This window comes from Albidovulum sediminis (assembly GCF_025380365.1).
Classification (GTDB): Bacteria; Pseudomonadota; Alphaproteobacteria; order Rhodobacterales; family Rhodobacteraceae; genus Albidovulum; species Albidovulum sediminis.
In genome coordinates, this window is record NZ_JAOCQF010000001.1 from 2,008,957 (window position 1) to 2,027,172 (window position 18,216).

The window sequence follows — 18,216 nt, forward strand, 5'->3', positions numbered from 1 at the left end:
TACAAGCCGACTCGGCAACCCGATTCCGCGAAAGACCATGCGCCAAGCCAACAGCCTTTTCCTGAACTGCCGCGCCGCCACCCTGACCGGCCCCGACTACGGCCTGATCGAGGGTGCCGCGATCGCCACGACGCCCGACGGCATCCTCTGGGCCGGTCCGGCCGACAGCATCCCCGCCGCCGTCGCGGCCTTTCCGCACCATGACCTCGGCGGGCGGCTGGTGACGCCCGCGCTGATCGACTGTCACACCCACATCGTCCACGGCGGCCACCGTGCCGGCGAGTTCGAGATGCGGCTCAAGGGTGCCAGCTACGAGGAGGTAGCGCGCGCCGGCGGCGGCATCGTCTCCACCGTCCGCGCGACCCGCGCCGCCTCGGAGGAAGACCTGATCGCCTCGGCCCTGCCCCGGGTCGACGCGCTGATCGCCGAAGGGGTCGCCGTCATCGAGATCAAGTCGGGCTACGGCCTTGATGGCGATACCGAACTTCGGATGCTGCGCGCCGCCCGCCGCATCGGGGAGTTGCGGCCGGTCGAGGTGCGCACGACCTTCCTTGGCGCCCACGCCACGCCCGCCGACTACAAGGGCCGGGACGACGCCTATATCGACGAGGTCTGCATCCCCGCGCTCCATGCCGCCCATGCCGAAGGGCTGGTCGATGCGATCGACGGCTTCTGCGAGGGCATCGCCTTTTCGCCCGCCCAGATCGCGCGGGTGTTCGATGCCGCGCAGGCCCTCGGGCTGCCGGTCAAGCTGCACGCGGAACAGCTTTCCAATCTCGGCGGGGCGGCCCTTGCCGCGCGCTACGGGGCGCTGTCGGCCGACCACCTCGAATACCTGGACGAACCGGGCGTCAAGGCCATGGCCGCGGCCGGCACCGTCGCGGTGATCCTGCCCGGCGCCTTCTACACGATCCGGGAGACCAAGGCGCCGCCGATCGACCTGTTCCGCGCCCATGGCGTGCCGATGGCGGTCTCGACCGACATGAACCCTGGTTCCTCGCCCATGTGCTCGCTTCTCTTGGCCATGAACATGGTCTGCACGCTGTTCCGGATGACCCCGGAGGAGGCGCTGGCCGGCACAACCCGCAACGCCGCCCGCGCGCTCGGGCTGTCCGACCGCGGCACCATCGCCCCCGGCCAGCGCGCCGACCTGGCGGTCTGGAACCTCGACCACCCGGCTGAACTGGCCTACCGGATCGGCTTCAACCCCCTTCACCAACGCATCATCGGAGGCCGCAGTTGAGCGTGCTGACCCTGACCCCCGGCGCCGCATCGCTCGCCGACCTGGCCCGTGTCTATTTCGAGGAACTGCCCGTCCGGCTTGACCGCGCGGCCAGGGCCGGCGTGGATCGCGCCGCCGCCGCGATTGCCGCCGCCGCGGCGGGCGAGGCGCCGGTCTACGGCGTCAACACCGGCTTCGGCAAGCTCGCCAGCCTTCGGATCGCGCCGAAGGACACGGCAACGCTGCAACGCAACCTGATCCTCAGCCATTGCTGCGGCGTGGGGGAACCGATTGCCCGTGGCCATGCCCGCCTGATGATGGCGCTGAAGCTTCTGTCGCTGGGCCGCGGCGCCTCGGGCGTGCGGTGGGAACTGATAGAACTGCTGGAGCAGATGCTGGAACGCGGCGTGACCCCGGTCATCCCCGCGCAGGGCTCAGTCGGTGCCAGCGGCGACCTCGCGCCGCTCGCCCACATGACCGCCGTCATCATCGGCGCGGGCGAGGCCGACTATCAGGGCCGCGTCATGCCCGGTGCCGAGGCGCTGGCGGCCGCCGGCCTCGCGCCCATCCCGCTGGGGCCGAAAGAGGGGCTCGCGTTCATCAACGGCACCCAGTTCTCCACCGCCTTCGCGCTTGCGGGGTTGTTCGAGGCCTGGCGTGCGGCGCAGGGGGCGCTGGTCATCTCTGCCATGTCCACCGACGCGATCATGGGCTCCACCGCGCCCCTGCAACCCGAAATCCATGACCTGCGCGGTCACGCCGGCCAGATCGAGGCCGCCGCGACGATGCGCGCGCTTCTGGATGGCTCGGAAATCCGTGAAAGCCACCGCGAGGGCGACAGCCGCGTGCAGGACCCCTACTGCATCCGTTGCCAGCCGCAGGTGACGGGTGCGGCGATGGATGTGCTGCGCATGGCTGCTCGCACGCTCGAGGTCGAGGCCAACGCCGCCACCGACAACCCGCTGGTGCTGAGCGAGGCCGGGCTGATCGTCTCGGGCGGGAACTTCCACGCCGAACCGGTGGGCTTTGCCGCCGACATGATCGCGCTGGCGGTCAGCGAGATCGGCGCCATCGCCCAGCGCCGGGTGGCGCTGATGGTAGATCCGACGCTTTCCTTCGACCTGCCGCCCTTCCTGACCCCGAATCCGGGCCTGAACTCCGGCCTGATGATCGCCGAGGTGACGACGGCGGCGCTGATGAGCGAGAACAAGCACCTGGCTACACCCTGCGTGACCGACTCCACGCCGACCTCGGCCAACCAGGAAGACCACGTCTCCATGGCCGCCCATGGCGCGCGGCGGCTGATGCGGATGGTCGCGAACCTAGACCGCATCCTGGGCGTGGAACTTCTGTGCGCCGGGCAGGGGATCGAGTTTCGCGCCCCCCTCACCACCTCCGCCCCGCTCGTCCGCGCGCTGGCCCGCCTGCGCCGCGACGTCGCGACGCTGGGCGAGGACCGCTATCTTGCGCCTGACCTCGAAGCCGCCGCGCGCCTCGTCGCCAGCGGAGAGGTCGCGATGTCCGCGGGCGTCCGGCTGCCGGAGCTGTGGTGATGGATGTCTTTACCGTCACGCCTGGCGACGGCCCGGTGATCCTCGGGATGCCCCACGGCGGCACCTGGCTGCCCGACGACCTGACCGCCCGGCTCAATCCCACCGGGAAGGCGCTGGCCGATACCGACTGGCACATCGCGCGGCTTTACCACGGGCTCCTGCCCGGCGCGACCGTCGTCTCCTCGAACGTCCACCGCTACGCCATCGACGCCAACCGCGACCCGGCGGGCGTCTCGCTCTACCCCGGGCAGAACACCACCAACCTCTGCCCGCTGACCGATTTCGACGGCAACCCGATTTGGCAACCGGGGCAGGAGCCTTCCGCGGACGAAATCCTCGCCCGGCGCGCCGCGTTCCATGCGCCCTATCATGCGGCCCTTGCGGCCGAGGTCGAGCGTGTGAAGGCCCGCCACGGCGTCGCGGTGCTTTACGACTGCCATTCGATCCGGTCGCTGATCCCGTTCCTGTTCGACGGGCTCCTGCCGGTCTTCTCGATCGGCACCAACGACGGCGAGACCTGCGCTGCCGCGATCGAGGCCGCCACCCATCGCCACTGCGCCGCAGCGCCGGGCTTTTCCCATGTGTTGAACGGCCGCTTCAAGGGTGGCTGGACCACGCGCCACTACGGCCGACCCGCCGAAAAGGTCCACGCGATCCAGATGGAACTGGCCCAGCGCGCCTACCTGTCCGCCGAACACGCCCCCTGGGCCTATGACCCCGCCCGGGCCGAACCGCTGCGCGCCACCCTCGGCGCGATCCTCACCGACCTCGACACGCTCGCCCGTTCGGGCGCCCTTTCCTGACGGAGACCTCCATGGCCGACCTCGACCGCAAGAACACCCGCGACATCTTTCCGCCGACGGGCACCACGCTTAGCGCGAAAAGCTGGCAGACCGAGGCCGCGATGCGGATGCTGATGAACAACCTGCACCCCGACGTGGCCGAGAACCCGCACGAGCTTGTCGTCTACGGCGGCATCGGCCGCGCCGCGCGCACCTGGACCGACTTCGACCGCATCGTCGCGACGCTGAAGGACCTCGAGGCTGACGAAACCCTCGTCGTCCAGTCCGGCCGGCCGGTCGCGGTCGTCCGGACCCACGCCGACGCGCCGCGCGTGCTGATCGCCAACTCGAACCTCGTGCCGCACTGGGCCACCTGGGACCATTTCAACGAGTTGGATAAGAAGGGCCTGATGATGTACGGCCAGATGACCGCCGGGTCCTGGATCTACATCGGCACGCAAGGCATCGTTCAGGGCACCTACGAGACCTTCGCCGAAGCGGGACGCCAGCACTATGACGGCAACCTGACCGGCAAGTGGATACTGACCGGGGGCCTCGGCGGCATGGGCGGCGCGCAGCCCCTCGCGGCGGTCATGGCGGGCGCCTGCTGCCTGGCCGTCGAATGCGACGAGACGCGGATCGACTTCCGCATCCGCACCCGCTACGTCGACGCCAAGGCCCGCACGCTCGACGAGGCACTGGCGCTCATCGCCGACTGGACCGCGAAGGGAGAGGCGAAGTCCGTGGGCCTTCTCGGCAACGCGGCCGAGGTTTTCCCCGAACTTGTCAGGCGCATGAAGGCGGGCGGCCATGGCGTTCCGAACGGGCGCCCCGACATCGTCACCGACCAGACCTCGGCGCACGACCCGTTGCACGGGTACCTGCCGCTGGGCTGGACCGTCGCGGAATGGCGCGCGAAGCAGGAGACCGACCCCAGGGCCGTCGAGAAGGCCGCCCGCGCCTCGATGAAGGTGCATGTCGCCGCGATGGTCGATTTCTGGAACGCGGGCGTGCCCACGCTCGACTACGGCAACAATATCCGCCAGGTCGCCAGGGACGAGGGGCTGGAGAACGCCTTCGCCTTCCCCGGCTTCGTCCCCGCCTACATCCGGCCGCTTTTCTGCAAGGGCATCGGCCCCTTCCGCTGGTGCGCGCTCTCGGGCGACCCGGAGGATATCCGCAAGACCGACGCGGCGATGAAGCGGCTCTTCCCCGACAACCATCACCTGCACCGCTGGCTCGACATGGCGGCAGAGCGCATCGCCTTCCAGGGCCTGCCCGCGCGCATCTGCTGGATCGGGCTCGGTGACCGCCACCGCGCCGGGCTGATGTTCAACGAGATGGTTGCCTCGGGCGAGCTTTCCGCCCCCGTGGTGATCGGGCGCGACCACCTCGACAGCGGATCGGTCGCCAGCCCCAACCGCGAGACCGAGGCGATGAAGGACGGGTCTGACGCGGTTTCCGACTGGCCGCTCCTCAACGCGCTTGTCAACACCGCTTCGGGCGCGACCTGGGTGTCGCTTCACCATGGCGGCGGGGTCGGCATGGGGTTCAGCCAGCACGCGGGCGTCGTGATCGTCGCGGACGGCACGCCCGAGGCCGCCCGGCGGCTGGAACGCGTTCTCTGGAACGACCCGGCCTCCGGCGTCTGGCGCCATGCCGACGCGGGCTACGACATCGCGCTCCGGCACGCGAAGGACATGGGCCTGCGCCTTCCCGCGATCCTCGGGAACTGACCGGCAAGCCTCTTCGGCGCGCAAATACTCCGGGGCTGCATGCAGGCCCCGGCCCGGAGAGGGGGCAGCGCCCCCTCCCCCGCTTGCCGCGGGGCGCCAGCCGTGCAAGATCGGCACGACCATGTGGCTTTACCGTCTGATCCTGACGCTTTTCGTCCCGCCTGCGCTTGTCCTGCGACAGGCCTGGCTGACGCTCGCGGGGCGGGGCGAGCCGCATGGACTGGCCGAACGCCTGGCCCTTGCCCCGCCCTGGCCCAGCCCCCCCGCGATATGGGTCCATGCCGCCTCGAACGGGGAACTGGCCTCTGCCCGGCCGACGATCCGCGCCATCCTCGACCGGCACCCAGGAACCGGTCTTGTCATAACCACCAACACCGCGACGGGGCGCGAGCTTGCCGAAAGCTGGCGCCTTGAGGGCGTGACCGCGCGGCTGGCACCCGCCGACACGCCCGGCGCCATCCGCCGTTTCCTGAGGGTCGCCCGCCCCTCCGCCCTGATCGTCGTGGAGAACGAGTTGTGGCCGGAGCGTCTTGGCCAATGCGCGGCGCGCGGCATCCCCGTGCTGGTCCTTGGCGCGCGCATGTCGGAGAAAAGCCATCGCAGCTGGTCGCGCTTTCCGCGCCTTGCCCGCCATGTCACGGGTGCGATCGCCTGGCTTTCGGCGCAGGACGACGACAGCGCACGCCGCTTCGTGGCGCTCGGCCTGCCCGAGGACCGGCTTGGCCCGGTCCTGAACCTCAAGGCGGCCTTCGTGCCCCGCAGCACCTCCGCCGCGCTGCCATTTCCGCGCGCGACGACGCTGCTGGCCGCCTCCACCCATCCCGGCGAGGAAGAGATCATCCTGGCCGCCTTCCGGACCGCGCTGGCCCGCAACCCGGCGCTGCGGCTGATCCTGGCCCCGCGCCACCCCCGGCGCAGCGCCGAGATCGCGCGCCTGATCGCAGCCACGGGCCTTGCCTTCGCCACCCGTTCGAAGGGCGAGGTGCCGGGCGCGGATACCGCCGTCTACCTCGCCGACACGATGGGCGAGATGGACCTGTGGTATGCGGGCGCGGGCATGACCTTCGTCGCAGGATCGCTGACGGACCGGGGCGGCCACACGCCCTATGAGCCGGCGGCCCACGGATCGGCAATCCTGCACGGGCCGGATGTGGCCAATTCAGCGCCAGCCTATGCCGCGCTTCATGCCGCGGGGGCTGCCGTCCGCGTGACCGGCGCAGGTGACCTGGCCGAACAGATCCTCCGCCTCGCCGACCCGGCCACGCAGGCCGATCTTGCCGGGCGCGCGCGTGCGGCCCTTCGGGGTGCCGATGCCGCCGCGCTCTCCCCGTTCCTGTCCGCGCTTGACGCGGCGCTGTCCCGAAGGCCCCGCGATGTTCACCCTGCCCGAACTTGAGACCGCCGCCCGCCTTGTCCACCGCCACATGGAGCCGACGCCGCAATACGCCTGGCCGGCGCTTGGCGCCCGGATCGGCGCCGAGGTCTGGGTCAAGCATGAGAACCACGGGCCGACCGGCGCCTTCAAGGTCCGGGGCGGCATCACCTTCATGGACTGGCTCGCGCGCGAACATCCGGGCTACGGCGGCATCGTCACCGCAACGCGCGGCAACCACGGTCAGTCGCAGGCCCGCGCCGCCTCGGCGCTGGGGCTGCGCGCGGTCGTCTATGTGCCCCGCGGCAATTCGGTCGAGAAGAACGCCGCCATGCGCGCCTTCGGCGCCGAACTGCGCGAACATGGCGACGACTTCGACGAGGCGCGGCTCGAAGCGATGCGCGTGGCCGAGGTCGAGGGCCTGTTCCCGGTTCCCCCCTTCCACCGCGAGCTTGTGCGCGGGGTTGCGAGTTACGCGCTCGAATTCTTCAGGGCAGCGCCGCGGCTTCACACCGTCTATGTCCCGATCGGCTGCGGATCGGGCATCTGCGGCGTGATCGCCGCGCGCGACGCGCTGCGCCTGCCGACCGAGGTCGTGGGCGTCGTCGCCGCCAATGCGCTGACCGCCAAGCTGTCGGCCGAGGCGGGCCGGCCGATCCCGACCGACAGCGCCCGCACCTTCGCCGACGGCATGGCGGTGCGCGTTCCGGTCGAGGAAGCGCTGGCGATCTACGGCCCCGGAGCCGCACGCATCGTCGCCGTCAGCGAAGACCGGATCGCCGAAGCGGTCCGCCTCTACTTCACCGAAACCCACAACCTGGCCGAGGGGGCCGGCGCCGCCGCCCTTGCCGCGCTCATCGCGGAGAGGGAGCGGATGCAGGGCCGGCGCGTGGGGGTGATCCTGTCGGGGGGCAACATCGACACCGCGCCCTACCGCGCGATCCTGGGCGGGGCGACGCCCGCGGCGTGACGGTAGAATCCCGGCCCCTTTCATGGTAACAAGGGGAAAAGCCCGCATCAGACGGGCAGACGGATGGCAGGACTGAAACGGAAGGCGGGGCGCGCAAGGGCCCCGGATCGCGCAGTGAAGACAGCCGACGGGACAAGCCCCGGCGCCGAAGAGGCGCTGACACAATACGCGGCCCTTTGCCATCGCAGGACGGCGAAGGGCGGCACCGAGGTGCTTCTGATCACCAGCCGCGACACCGGCCGCTGGGTCATCCCCAAGGGTTGGCCCATGAAAGGGAAGTCGGGCGCCGAATGCGCGTTGCGCGAAGCCTTCGAGGAGGCCGGCGTGGAGGGCGACCCGGACGCACGGTGCAGCGGGCTTTACGCCTATGACAAGGTGCTCAAGGACGGGACGCGGCAACCCTGCATCGTCGCCGTCTATCCCGTCCGCGTGCGCCGGCTGAAGGACGACTTCCCCGAGAAGGGACAGCGCGTGCGCAAGTGGTTCAGCCCGAAGAAGGCGGCCGCACGGGTGGCAGAACCGGAACTGGCGCTTCTGCTTGCAGAGTTCGACCCGGACCGGCAAGCTGGCGAGGACGGTTGACTTCGCCGTCGCCGTCCATAAGTCAGTGGTATCCGTCCCGATCGAACCGCACCATGATCCGCTACACGCTCACCTGTGACCGGAACCACGGCTTCGAAAGCTGGTTCAAGTCGGCCGAGGCGTTCGACACGCTTCTGGCCGCGGGCCATGTCACCTGCGGCGTCTGCGGATCGGCGAAGGTCACGAAGGACCTGATGGCGCCGGCCGTCCGCCCCGCGCGCAAGGCCGCCGAACGGCCGCTCTCTGCCCCCGGGACTGACATCGAGAAGGCGCTGGCGCAGATGCGGCGCGAGGTCGAGGAGAACTCCGAATATGTCGGGCTGAACTTCGCCTCGGAAGCTCGACGCATCCATTCGGGCGAGGCGCCGGACCGTTCAATCTACGGCGAGGCGCGGATCGAGGAGGCGAAGAAGCTTCTGGAAGACGGCGTGCCGGTCGCGCCCCTGCCCTTCATGCCCGCCCGCAAGACCAACTGAGCGGACGCAGGCCCACCTGCACCCTGCGGGCGCATCCCCCCGAGAGTATCCGGACAACGAAGAAGGACGGACCATGCGCGTTCTGATCACAGGGGCGAAGCGCGGCATCGGCAGGGCGCTGTTCGACGCCTGTGCCGCGCGTGGCGACGAGGTGCACGGAACGGCGCGGGAAGCGGCTTCGGGCGATCCTGACGGCTGGCATCCCGTTGACGTGACGCGGCCCGACACCCTGCGCATGCTGGGGGAGAGCTGGGGGGCAAAGCCGCTTGACCTGCTGGTGTGCAACGCCGGCATCTACATCGACCAGGGCGAGAGCATCGACACCGGCTATCCTTCCGACGCCTGGGCGGAAACCTTCGCGGTCAACGTCACCGGCGTCTTCCTGACCGTGCAGGCGCTTCTGCCGGGGCTTCGCGCGGCGCGGGGGCGCATCGCGATCCTGTCCTCGGCGATGGGGTCGGACGCGCGCGCACCCGGCGGCAGCTACATCTACCGCGCCTCCAAGGCCGCCGTCCTGAACCTCGGGCGCAACCTTGCCACCGACCTGCGGGCCGAGGGCATCGCCGTCGGCATCTATCACCCCGGCTGGGTCATGACCGACATGGGCGGGTCGGGTGCCAACGTCCCGCCCGCGGTGTCGGCCCGCGACCTGCTCGCCCGTTTCGACGCGCTCTCCCTTGCCACTTCCGGCTGTTTCGAGAACCACGACGGGCAGCCGATCCCGTTCTGAGCCGCAGGCCCTCAGGAACGCCCTTGCCCTTCGTCCCCCGCGCGCCTATGAAGCGCGCGGTTTGACTCGGGCGCCGGGCGCGCGCAACTTGGGGGGGCCGGAATGCCGCTTCTCGTGATGAAATTCGGCGGCACCTCGGTGGCCGATCTCGACCGCATCGCCAACGCCGCCGAGAAGGTGAAGCGCGAGGTCGAACGCGGCTACGACGTCATCGTCATCGTCTCGGCCATGTCGGGCAAGACCAACGAACTCGTCGGCTGGGTCGAGGCGACCTCGGCGCTTTACGATGCGCGCGAATACGATGCGGTCGTCGCCTCGGGCGAGAACGTCACCGCCGGGCTGATGGCGCTGCGTTTACAGGAGATGGGCATTCCCGCCCGGTCCTGGCAGGGCTGGCAGGTGCCGATCAACACCACCTCGGCCCATGGCGCGGCGCGCTTCGTCTCGATCCCGCGCGAGCACCTTGACGCCAAGTTCGCCGAAGGCTTCAAGGTCGCGGTTGTCGCGGGCTTCCAGGGCATCTCGGCCGAGGGACGCATCACCACGCTGGGCCGCGGCGGCTCCGACACGACCGCGGTCGCCTTCGCGGCGGCATTCGCCGCCGAGCGCTGCGACATCTATACCGACGTGGACGGCGTCTACACGACCGATCCGCGCATCTGCGGCAAGGCGCGCAAACTTGACCGCATCGCCTTCGAGGAGATGCTGGAACTGGCCTCGCTGGGTGCCAAGGTGCTGCAGACCCGCTCGGTCGAACTGGCCATGCGCTACAAGGTGAAGCTGCGCGTCCTGTCCAGCTTCGAGGATACTGACGAAAACTCCGGAACCCTGGTCTGCGACGAGGAGGATATCATGGAATCGAAAGCCGTCTCGGGCGTCGCCTACAGCCGCGACGAAGCCAAGATCACGCTTGTGACGGTCGAGGACCGGCCGGGCATCGCCGCCGCGATCTTCGGACCCCTGGCCGAAGCCGGGGTCAACGTGGACATGATCGTCCAGAACATCTCCGAAAAGAACTACGAGGGCCATACGGTAGCTGTCACCGACATGACCTTCTCCTGCCCGACCAACCAGGTCGCGCGCGCGAAGAAGGCGATGGAGGACGCACGCGAGAAGGGCACGATCGTCTATGACGACCTCGTCGTGGATACCGACGTCGCCAAGGTTTCGGTCGTGGGCATCGGCATGCGTTCCCAGTCCGGCGTGGCGGCAAGGATGTTCGCGGCGCTGGCCGCCGAGAACATCAACATCAAGGTCATCGCGACGTCGGAGATCAAGGTCTCGGTCCTGATCGACCGCAAGTACATGGAACTAGCGGTCCAGGCGCTCCACGACGCGTTCGAACTGGAAAAGGCCTGAGGGCCAGGTCTGCTTGGTCAGAGACCAAGCTGTTCCGCCATGGCGGCGGCGTCGATGACGCCCCAATGCTCGGCGATCCGGCCATCCTGCATGCGCAGGATGTCGATCGCCTCGACATTGAAGGTCTTGCCGCTTGCCGGCGCCCCCATGAACGCGCCCAGTTGCGAACCGCTAAGGGTGAAATGGGTCGTCAGCATGTCACCCTCGGCCACCGTGCGCTGCACCTCGACGCGCAGGTCGGGAAAGGCCGCGACCATCTCGCCAAGACCGGCGGCAAAGCCCGCTGCGTCGGGGCTGTGGCCGGGCCAGGGCGCATGGTCGACGAAATCGGCGGTGAACAGGTCCGCCGACCCGGTCAGGTCGTGGCCGTTGAGGACGGCTTCATAGCGCGAGACGAATTCAGAGATCTGGGTATCGGTCATCGTGGCCTCCCCGGCCGTTGAGTGGGTTGGAAGAGCGGTGCATGCGGCAATCCCGCAGGCCGCAAGAATTCGGCGCATTCGCATAATACTGACTCCATTCCTTAATTTTCTTGTTTTATATCAGTTGTTTCACTTGGAAACGCCCCGTGACGCAAAGTATGCCGCCAAGCCTTCCACGGAAAAAGAAGTGATTTCTCTGCTCAGACATGCATAAATGCAGGGATGAACTGGGACGACCTGAAATACGTTCTCGCGGTGGCGCGCGCGGGATCGCTCGCATCGGCGTCGCGCGATCTCGGCGTCGATCCGACGACTGTCGGCCGCCGGATCGTCGCGCTTGAATCGCATCTCTCCACACGGCTCTTCGACCGCATGCGCGACGGCTTTCGCCCGACTGCGGCGGGCGAAATCGCGGTGGCGCGGGCCGAGGAGATGGAATCGCAGGCACTTTCGCTGGAAACCCGGCTGAGCGGCAGCGATGCCCGCGTCGAAGGGCCGGTGCGGCTTACCGCGCTCGACGGACTGATCGACCGGCTCGTTCTGCCGGCTTTGCCCCGCCTCCTTTCGCGCTATCCGCTTCTGAACGTGACCGTCATGTCGGGCGTGAAGACGCTCCGCCTCTCACGGCGCGAAGCCGATATCGCGCTTCGCCTGTCCCGTCCGACCGAACCTGACGCGGTGATCCGCACGATAGGCCCCTTCGCCATGGCGACCTATTGCGCCAAGGACAGCGACTTCGGGCCGGTCCCGCCGATCATTTCCATGCCGCAGGAACCCGACACTGCGGGATTCACGGGCCAGATCGCCCGTCTGTTCCCGGGCAGCCGCATCGCCCTGCGCGCCAATACCGAAGGCCACATGGTCACGGCGGTTCGCGCCGGCCTCGGGGTCGCGCTCATCGATTGCTTCATCGGCGACAGCGATCCGGAACTCAGGCGCTACTGGCCCGAGGTGGTCGGCACGGCCGATCTGCTGGCCATCACCCATGTCGACGTCCACAGGACACCACGGGTTCGCGCGGTGATCGATTTCCTGATCGGTTTGCGTAAAGAAAAGGCAGAACTGATCGAGGGGCGGGCGCCGAGGACCCGTTTGTGACGTGATCGGGCGGTGCATCTCGGTGTTCCGTTTTGCAATGCGCTATGCTCTAAGGAGGCCAGTACCCCCCGGGGCGCCTTGGAGACTCGATGCCCGAACGCACCGAAAGCGAAAGCCGCAAGCTTCTCAGGCGCTTGCGCGACACCCTTGCCGAGGCTGGCGCGGGGCAGGAACGGCTTGACCGGATCACCCATCTGATCGCGGATTCGATGGGGACGGAAGTGTGCTCCATCTACCTTTTCCGGGATGACGAGACGCTTGAACTCTGTGCAACCGAGGGGCTGAAGAAGGAATCTGTCCACCAGACCCGCATGCGCCTGGGCGAAGGCCTGGTGGGACGCGTCGCAAAGACCTCGAACCCGATCAACACCGCGAACGCGCCCGCCGAAAGGGGCTTTCGCTACATGCCCGAGACGGGGGAAGAGATCTATTCCTCCTTCCTTGGCGTGCCGATCCAGCGGCTTGGCGAAAAGCTGGGCGTCCTCGTGGTGCAATCGAAGCAGGCGCGCGCCTTCTCCGACGACGAGGTCTATGCGCTCGAAGTCGTGGCGATGGTCGTGGCCGAGATGACGGAGCTTGGCGCCTTCGTGGGCGAGGGCGAGGCGCTGGCGGCGTTGCACAAGCAGCCGGTGATGTTCCGCGGCGCGACCGGGCAGGAAGGCAGCGCGGAAGGCCACGTCTGGCTGCACGAGCCGCGCGTGGTCATCACCAACCCGGTGGCCGACGATCCCCGCAAGGAGCTTCGGCGACTGAAGGACGCGGTGGCGCAGCTTCGGCTGTCGGTCGATGCGATGCTGACGATGACCGATGGCGGCGACAAGGAACAGCAGGACATCCTCGAAGCCTACCGGATGTTCGCCAACTCCCGCGGCTGGATGCGCCGGATGGAAGAGGACATCGCCCGCGGCCTGTCGGCCGAGGCGGCGGTGGAAAAGGAACAGTCGGCCGCCCGCGCCCGGCTCGAGACCGTGCCGGACCCCTATCTTCGCGACCGCCTGCACGACCTCGACGACCTGTCGAACCGGCTCCTGCGCATCCTGACCGGCCAGGGCGCGGACACCGGGGCGGAGATGCCGGCGAACCCGATCCTGGTGGCCCGCAACATCGGGCCGGCAGAGCTTCTGGACTACGGGCGCCGGCTGAAGGGCGTGGTGCTCGAGGAAGGGTCGGTCGGGTCGCACGCCGCCGTGGTGGCCCGAGCGCTGGCCATCCCGCTGGTCATCCACGCCGAACGGATCACGACCGAGGCGTTGAACGGCGACCGAATCCTTGTCGACGGCGATCAGGGGATCGTGCACCTGCGCCCGGAGGACACGGTCGCCAACGCCTTTCGCGACAAGATCGCGATGCAGGCCGCGGCACAAAGCCGCTACGCCTCGCTGCGCGATCTTCCGGCCGAGGCGCGCTGCGGCACGCGGGTGGCGCTGCACATGAACGCGGGCCTGATCGCCGACCTGCCGTCGCTTGCCGGGTCGGGGGCCGAGGGCGTGGGCCTTTTCCGCACGGAACTGCAATTCCTGATCCGCGCGCATGTGCCCAAGCGGTCGGAGCTTGTCGCGATCTACGCCCGCGTGCTCGAGGCGGCGAAGGGCAAGCGGGTGGCGTTCCGCACGCTCGACATCGGCTCCGACAAGGTGCTGCCCTACATGAAGCGGGTGGAGGAACCGAACCCCGCCATGGGCTGGCGCGCGATCCGCGTGGGCCTTGACAAGCCGGGCATCCTCAGGATGCAGCTTCAGGCGCTCATCCGCGCCGCGAACGGGCGCCCGCTGGTGGTTATGTTCCCCTTCGTGGCCGAGATGGACGAATTTCGCGCAGCCCGCCGCCACCTGCTCGACGAGATTGAGCGTGAGCGTCAACTGGGCCACATACTGCCCGAGAGGATCGAGATCGGCGCCATGCTCGAAACCCCCTCGCTGGCCTTCGCCCCGCGGGAGTTCTTCGAGACCGCCGACTTCATCTCGATCGGCGGCAATGACCTGAAGCAGTTCTTCTTCGCGGCCGACCGAGAGAACGAAACGGTGCGCCGGCGCTACGACATGCTGAACACGAGCTACCTCAGCTTCATCGAGCAGATCGTGTCGCGCTGCGCCGAGGGGGGTGCGCATCTGTCCTTCTGCGGCGAGGATGCCGGGCGGCCGATCGAGGCCGCCTGCCTGGCCGCGATGGGGCTCAGGACGCTGTCGATGCGCCCCGCCTCGATCGGGCCGGTCAAGCACCTGATCCGCCGGATCAGCCTCGAGGGTCTGCGCGACGTGATCCTGGGTGCGCGCGCCGAGGGTGCCGTCAATGTCCGCGCGCCCGTCATGGCATGGCTTTCCGCACAGGACATCTGATCCTCCGCACAACGGCCGGCTGTCTGCTGCCCTTGCCGCTCATCCATTGCGCACCTAGCTTGAACCTGACAAGAGCAAATGGAGGCAGTAGTGGGCTACACCCCCCCGAAGGTCTGGACCTGGCAGAAGCCGAACGGCGGCGATTTCGCCGCCATCAACCGTCCCATCGCGGGCGCCACCCACCAGCGCGACCTGCCCGTGGGGCGCCATCCGTTCCAGCTTTATTCGCAGGGCACGCCCAACGGACAGAAGGTCACCATCCTGTTCGAGGAACTGCTTGAGGCGGGCCATGCCGGCGCCGAATATGACGCCTGGCTGATCGAGATCGGCAAGGGCGACCAGTTCGGATCGGGCTTTGTCGCTGTGAACCCGAACTCCAAGATCCCCGCGCTCATGGACCGGTCCGGGGCCGAGCCGATCCGCCTGTTCGAAAGCGGATCGATCCTCTTGCACCTTGCGGAGAAGTTCGGCGCGTTCCTGCCGCGTGACCCGGCGGGTCGGGCCGAAACGCTCAACTGGCTGTTCTGGCAGATGGGTTCGGCCCCCTACCTCGGCGGCGGCTTCGGCCATTTCTACGCCTATGCGCCCGAGAAGTTCGAATATGCCATCGACCGCTATTCGATGGAGGTGAAACGCCAGCTTGACGTTCTGGACCGGCTGCTTGCGGATCGCCCCTACGTCGCCGGGAAGACCTACACGATCGCCGATATCGCCATCTGGCCCTGGTACGGCAACCTTGTGCTGGGGCGCAGCTACAACGCTGCCGATTTCCTCGACGTCGCAAGCTATGCCCATGTCCTGCGCTGGGCCAAGGCCATCGACGCCCGGCCGGCGGTTCAGCGCGGTCGCCTTGTCAACCGCACCTCGGGCGGCTTCCGCGAGCGTCACGAGGCCGCCGATCTTGCGGAACTGCCGGCCTGAGCGGGCGCGGCAGTGCAGGCAAGGCCGTGCCGGGCACGGGATCGGTCGGTCTGAACAGGGGGCGCATCGCCCCCTTTTTCATGCCCCGGCCAGCGGCAGCGCCCGGCTGCGCCAGGCGCTGAGGACGGCCTCCTCTCCGTGGATCTCCGACAGCCGCTTCAGCGCGAAGCGCACGCGTGCCATCTCCTCGTAGTAGCTCATGTACGCGTAGTTGATCGCCGCCCCCGAGGCGGCGCCGAGGACCGGAACCGCCTGCCCGGCCAGCTTGCGGCCCAGTGCCGCCGCCACGCCCGGCGCGACCTGCCGGATCAGCGCCTGCACCGTGACGCCGTTGACGCTTAGGCGCGTGCCCAGGAACGCGGTGTTGACGCCGTCATCCCCACGCCCCGGCCCGCCCGCACCGAAGATGTCGAGGCAGAGCATCCGCACCTCTTCCGAGGCGGGATCGAACCCCTCGCGCGCGGCCGCGCGCTGCATCGCCCCGAAGATCAGCGCGATCGTCGCGGGCAGTTCGACCATTGCCGTCCCGATCCCGCCCAGCCCGCCGAGTGCACCTCCTGCGGCGGCCGCAACCCGGTGCGTCCAGTCGCCCGCCTCGGGCACCTGGCGCATCGACCCGACTGCGCCGGCGGTACGATAGGCGCCTTCCAGAAGCCCCGTCATCCCCGCGTCCAGGGCACGACGCATGCCCGCGGGCAAGGCCCCGGCCTTGGATTCGAGCGATCCGCCCACGCTGTTCAGCGCACGGATCACCGGCCCGTTCGCGCGCGACGCGCGGGTGACGAGGCCGGCGATCTCCACCTCGGCGGTGGCGGGCAGTTCGGGGTAGACCTCGGGCAACGCATCCGTCATCTGTGCCTCCCTGGCGGGCATGCTTCCATGCATCTGGGGGCTGACCGCCGGAAATCAAAGGGGAACCGGCCGCCCCCGCTCCCCTTCCCGTCCAAGATGCAGCCTCAGCCCAGGACGTCCCGGATCGCGCGGACGAAGATGCCTGCGCCGACCGGGATCAGGTCGTCGGGAAAGTCGTAATCCGGGTTGTGCAGTTGCGCGCGCTCCTCGCCCGCGCCAAGCAGGAACATCGCCGCGGGCCGATCCTGCCCGAACCGGCCGAAATCCTCGGACCCGCGCATCGGCGGAAGGGCCGACACGGGCACACCCGCGCCCACGCAAGCGCGGCGCAGCACGGCCACGGCCTCGGGCGCGTTGCGGCAGGCGGAAAAATCGTCGTGATAGCTCATCGCGACCTCAAGCCCCTCCTGCGCCGCGACCTCGTGGACCAGCGCCTCCGCCTCGGCGCGCAGCGCCGCCATGTCGTCGTCCTCCAGACAGCGCAGGGTCGCCATCAGACGCGCGGAGCCCGGCGCGATGCCGAACGCAGGTTCACCCATCCCGGCATGGGTGACCGTGACCATACGGAACCCCGGCTCCAGCGCCCCGCCCGCGCCAAGCGCCGTCAGTTCGGGCATCAGCCGCACCAGCGCCCGCATCGGCGATAGGCCGGTTTCGGGCATCGAGGCGTGCGCGGTCCGCCCTTCCAGGCGGATCTCCAGCCCGCAGGAAGCGCAGTTCGCAGGACCCTCGTCCAGCCCGACATGGCCAAAGGGCACGCCCGGCATGTTGTGCAGCGACAGCGCCATGTCCGGCGCGATGGCGGCGAACGTCGGGTCGGCCAGCACCGCCGCCGCCCCCTGCCCGGTCTCCTCGGCCGGCTGGAACAGGAGCACGGCGCGCCCCCGCGCCGGGCGCTGGCGCGCCAGCACCCGCCCGACTGCGCAGAGCATGGTCATGTGGCCGTCGTGCCCGCACAGATGCCCCCGGCCTGCAACGCGGCTCCGGTGGTCGTGGGTGCCCTTCTCCTCGATCGGGAGGGCATCAAGCTCGGCCCGGATCATCAGCGTCGGCCCCGCCCGGCCGCTGTCGTAGACCAGCGCCACGCCGGTGCCGCCCAGACCCGTCAGCACCCGGTCCGGCCGGGTCGGTTCCATGAAGGCGACCACCCGCCGGGCTGTATCCTCCTCGGCCCCCGAAAGCTCGGGCCAGAGATGCAACTCGCGGCGGAACGCCCTCAACTCCGCAATGTCGGCATTCGTGAACATGACACCCCCCGTCAGCCGGTGAATTTCTCGACCCTGCCCTGCACACCCTCCCAGGCGCCGGGCTGAAGCTCCAGCCCCAGCACCCGGTCCGGGTTGGTGGGCGGCGGCATTTCGACACCGTCAAGCCTGCGAAACCCGAAGCGCCGGTAATAGGGTGCGTCGCCCACCAGCAGGACGCGTTCCCAGCCAAGCCGCCGCGCCTCGCCCAGGCTTTCGTTGATGAGAAGCCCGCCCAGCCCCTCGCCCTGCCGGGTGGGATGCACGGCCACAGGACCCAGCAGCAGGACGCGCCTGCCCGCCACCATCACCGGCCAGTAGCGGATCACCGCCGCCAGCACCCCGTCATGATCGCGCAACACATGACATAGCCCCCTGACCTGTTCCACCCCGTCCCTGAGCCGGTAAGAAGACAGCGCCGTCCGTCCCGGCGCGAAGCAAAGGTCATAAAGCGCCTCCACCTCCCACCAGTCGTCCTCGGTCTCTTCCTCCAGCCTGTACACGGGTGCGTGCCTTTCGACGAATCTGCTGGAATCGCGCCTAGCATGGCCCTAGGTCAGG

General features: G+C 68.9%; 17 protein-coding genes. 13 read left to right on the forward strand and 4 right to left on the reverse strand.

The features are described 5' to 3' along the window. The first annotated feature begins 37 nt into the window (after positions 1 to 37). The 10 genes from hutI (at position 38) to N5I32_RS09945 (ending at position 10,782) form a co-directional block, all read left to right on the forward strand. Complete coding sequence (hutI, locus tag N5I32_RS09900; protein WP_261495338.1) at positions 38 to 1,243, forward strand: imidazolonepropionase; 1,206 nt, start codon at positions 38 to 40, stop codon at positions 1,241 to 1,243. A 2-nt stretch (positions 1,244 to 1,245) separates the two neighbouring features. Further along, a complete protein-coding gene (hutH, locus tag N5I32_RS09905) occupies positions 1,246 to 2,775 on the forward strand; it encodes a histidine ammonia-lyase (RefSeq protein ID WP_261495977.1) in 1,530 nt (509 codons plus the stop codon). Continuing rightward, on the forward strand, positions 2,775 to 3,578 hold the full coding sequence (hutG, locus tag N5I32_RS09910) for an N-formylglutamate deformylase (protein ID WP_261495339.1): 804 nt from the start codon (positions 2,775 to 2,777) through the stop codon (positions 3,576 to 3,578). Before hutH ends, hutG begins: the two co-directional genes overlap by 1 nt. Positions 3,579 to 3,589: 11 nt before the next feature. Then, entirely contained in the window at positions 3,590 to 5,293 is a 1,704-nt protein-coding gene (hutU, locus tag N5I32_RS09915; protein ID WP_261495340.1) for a urocanate hydratase, read from the forward strand. A gap of 121 nt (positions 5,294 to 5,414) precedes the next feature. Further along, a complete protein-coding gene (locus N5I32_RS09920; RefSeq protein ID WP_261495347.1) occupies positions 5,415 to 6,689 on the forward strand; it encodes a 3-deoxy-D-manno-octulosonic acid transferase in 1,275 nt (424 codons plus the stop codon). Beyond that, positions 6,667 to 7,635, forward strand: a complete 969-nt coding sequence (locus tag N5I32_RS09925) for a threonine dehydratase (protein WP_261495348.1) — start codon at positions 6,667 to 6,669, stop codon at positions 7,633 to 7,635. The genes N5I32_RS09920 and N5I32_RS09925 overlap by 23 nt, the downstream gene beginning before the upstream one ends. Before the next feature lie 114 nt (positions 7,636 to 7,749). Beyond that, positions 7,750 to 8,217, forward strand: a complete 468-nt coding sequence (locus tag N5I32_RS09930) for an NUDIX hydrolase (protein WP_261495350.1) — start codon at positions 7,750 to 7,752, stop codon at positions 8,215 to 8,217. Between the two features lie 53 nt (positions 8,218 to 8,270). Further along, a complete protein-coding gene (locus tag N5I32_RS09935; protein WP_261495351.1) occupies positions 8,271 to 8,693 on the forward strand; it encodes a DUF1178 family protein in 423 nt (140 codons plus the stop codon). Between the two features lie 73 nt (positions 8,694 to 8,766). Continuing rightward, entirely contained in the window at positions 8,767 to 9,423 is a 657-nt protein-coding gene (locus tag N5I32_RS09940) for an SDR family NAD(P)-dependent oxidoreductase (protein ID WP_261495353.1), read from the forward strand. Positions 9,424 to 9,525: 102 nt separating this feature from the next. Next, positions 9,526 to 10,782, forward strand: a complete 1,257-nt coding sequence (locus N5I32_RS09945) for an aspartate kinase (RefSeq protein ID WP_261495354.1) — start codon at positions 9,526 to 9,528, stop codon at positions 10,780 to 10,782. 17 nt (positions 10,783 to 10,799) lie between these two features. Here N5I32_RS09945 and N5I32_RS09950 read toward each other — a convergent pair whose 3' ends face one another. Further along, the gene (locus tag N5I32_RS09950) at positions 10,800 to 11,204 is read right to left on the reverse strand and encodes an ester cyclase (protein WP_261495355.1); all 405 of its coding nucleotides are present in this window, start codon (positions 11,202 to 11,204) and stop codon (positions 10,800 to 10,802) included. Between the two features lie 222 nt (positions 11,205 to 11,426). On the opposite strand from N5I32_RS09950, the gene N5I32_RS09955 reads away from it, so the two are divergent. The 3 genes from N5I32_RS09955 (at position 11,427) to yghU (ending at position 15,559) form a co-directional block, all read left to right on the forward strand. Beyond that, the gene (locus N5I32_RS09955) at positions 11,427 to 12,302 is read left to right on the forward strand and encodes a LysR family transcriptional regulator (RefSeq protein ID WP_261495361.1); all 876 of its coding nucleotides are present in this window, start codon (positions 11,427 to 11,429) and stop codon (positions 12,300 to 12,302) included. A gap of 89 nt (positions 12,303 to 12,391) precedes the next feature. Beyond that, the gene (gene ptsP / locus N5I32_RS09960) at positions 12,392 to 14,638 is read left to right on the forward strand and encodes a phosphoenolpyruvate--protein phosphotransferase (protein WP_261495364.1); all 2,247 of its coding nucleotides are present in this window, start codon (positions 12,392 to 12,394) and stop codon (positions 14,636 to 14,638) included. A gap of 78 nt (positions 14,639 to 14,716) precedes the next feature. Next, on the forward strand, positions 14,717 to 15,559 hold the full coding sequence (gene yghU / locus N5I32_RS09965) for a glutathione-dependent disulfide-bond oxidoreductase (protein WP_261495366.1): 843 nt from the start codon (positions 14,717 to 14,719) through the stop codon (positions 15,557 to 15,559). A 78-nt stretch (positions 15,560 to 15,637) separates the two neighbouring features. Here yghU and N5I32_RS09970 read toward each other — a convergent pair whose 3' ends face one another. From N5I32_RS09970 to N5I32_RS09980, 3 genes are all read right to left on the reverse strand, one after another. Further along, positions 15,638 to 16,411 (reverse strand): EcsC family protein, encoded by a 774-nt coding sequence (locus N5I32_RS09970; RefSeq protein ID WP_261495367.1) that lies wholly within the window; start codon positions 16,409 to 16,411, stop codon positions 15,638 to 15,640. 104 nt (positions 16,412 to 16,515) lie between these two features. Further along, positions 16,516 to 17,658: an amidohydrolase gene (locus tag N5I32_RS09975; RefSeq protein ID WP_261495369.1), complete on the reverse strand. Its 1,143-nt coding sequence runs from the start codon at positions 17,656 to 17,658 to the stop codon at positions 16,516 to 16,518. Positions 17,659 to 17,669: 11 nt separating this feature from the next. After that, the gene (locus tag N5I32_RS09980; RefSeq protein WP_261495371.1) at positions 17,670 to 18,158 is read right to left on the reverse strand and encodes a GNAT family N-acetyltransferase; all 489 of its coding nucleotides are present in this window, start codon (positions 18,156 to 18,158) and stop codon (positions 17,670 to 17,672) included. Positions 18,159 to 18,216 lie beyond the last annotated feature (58 nt).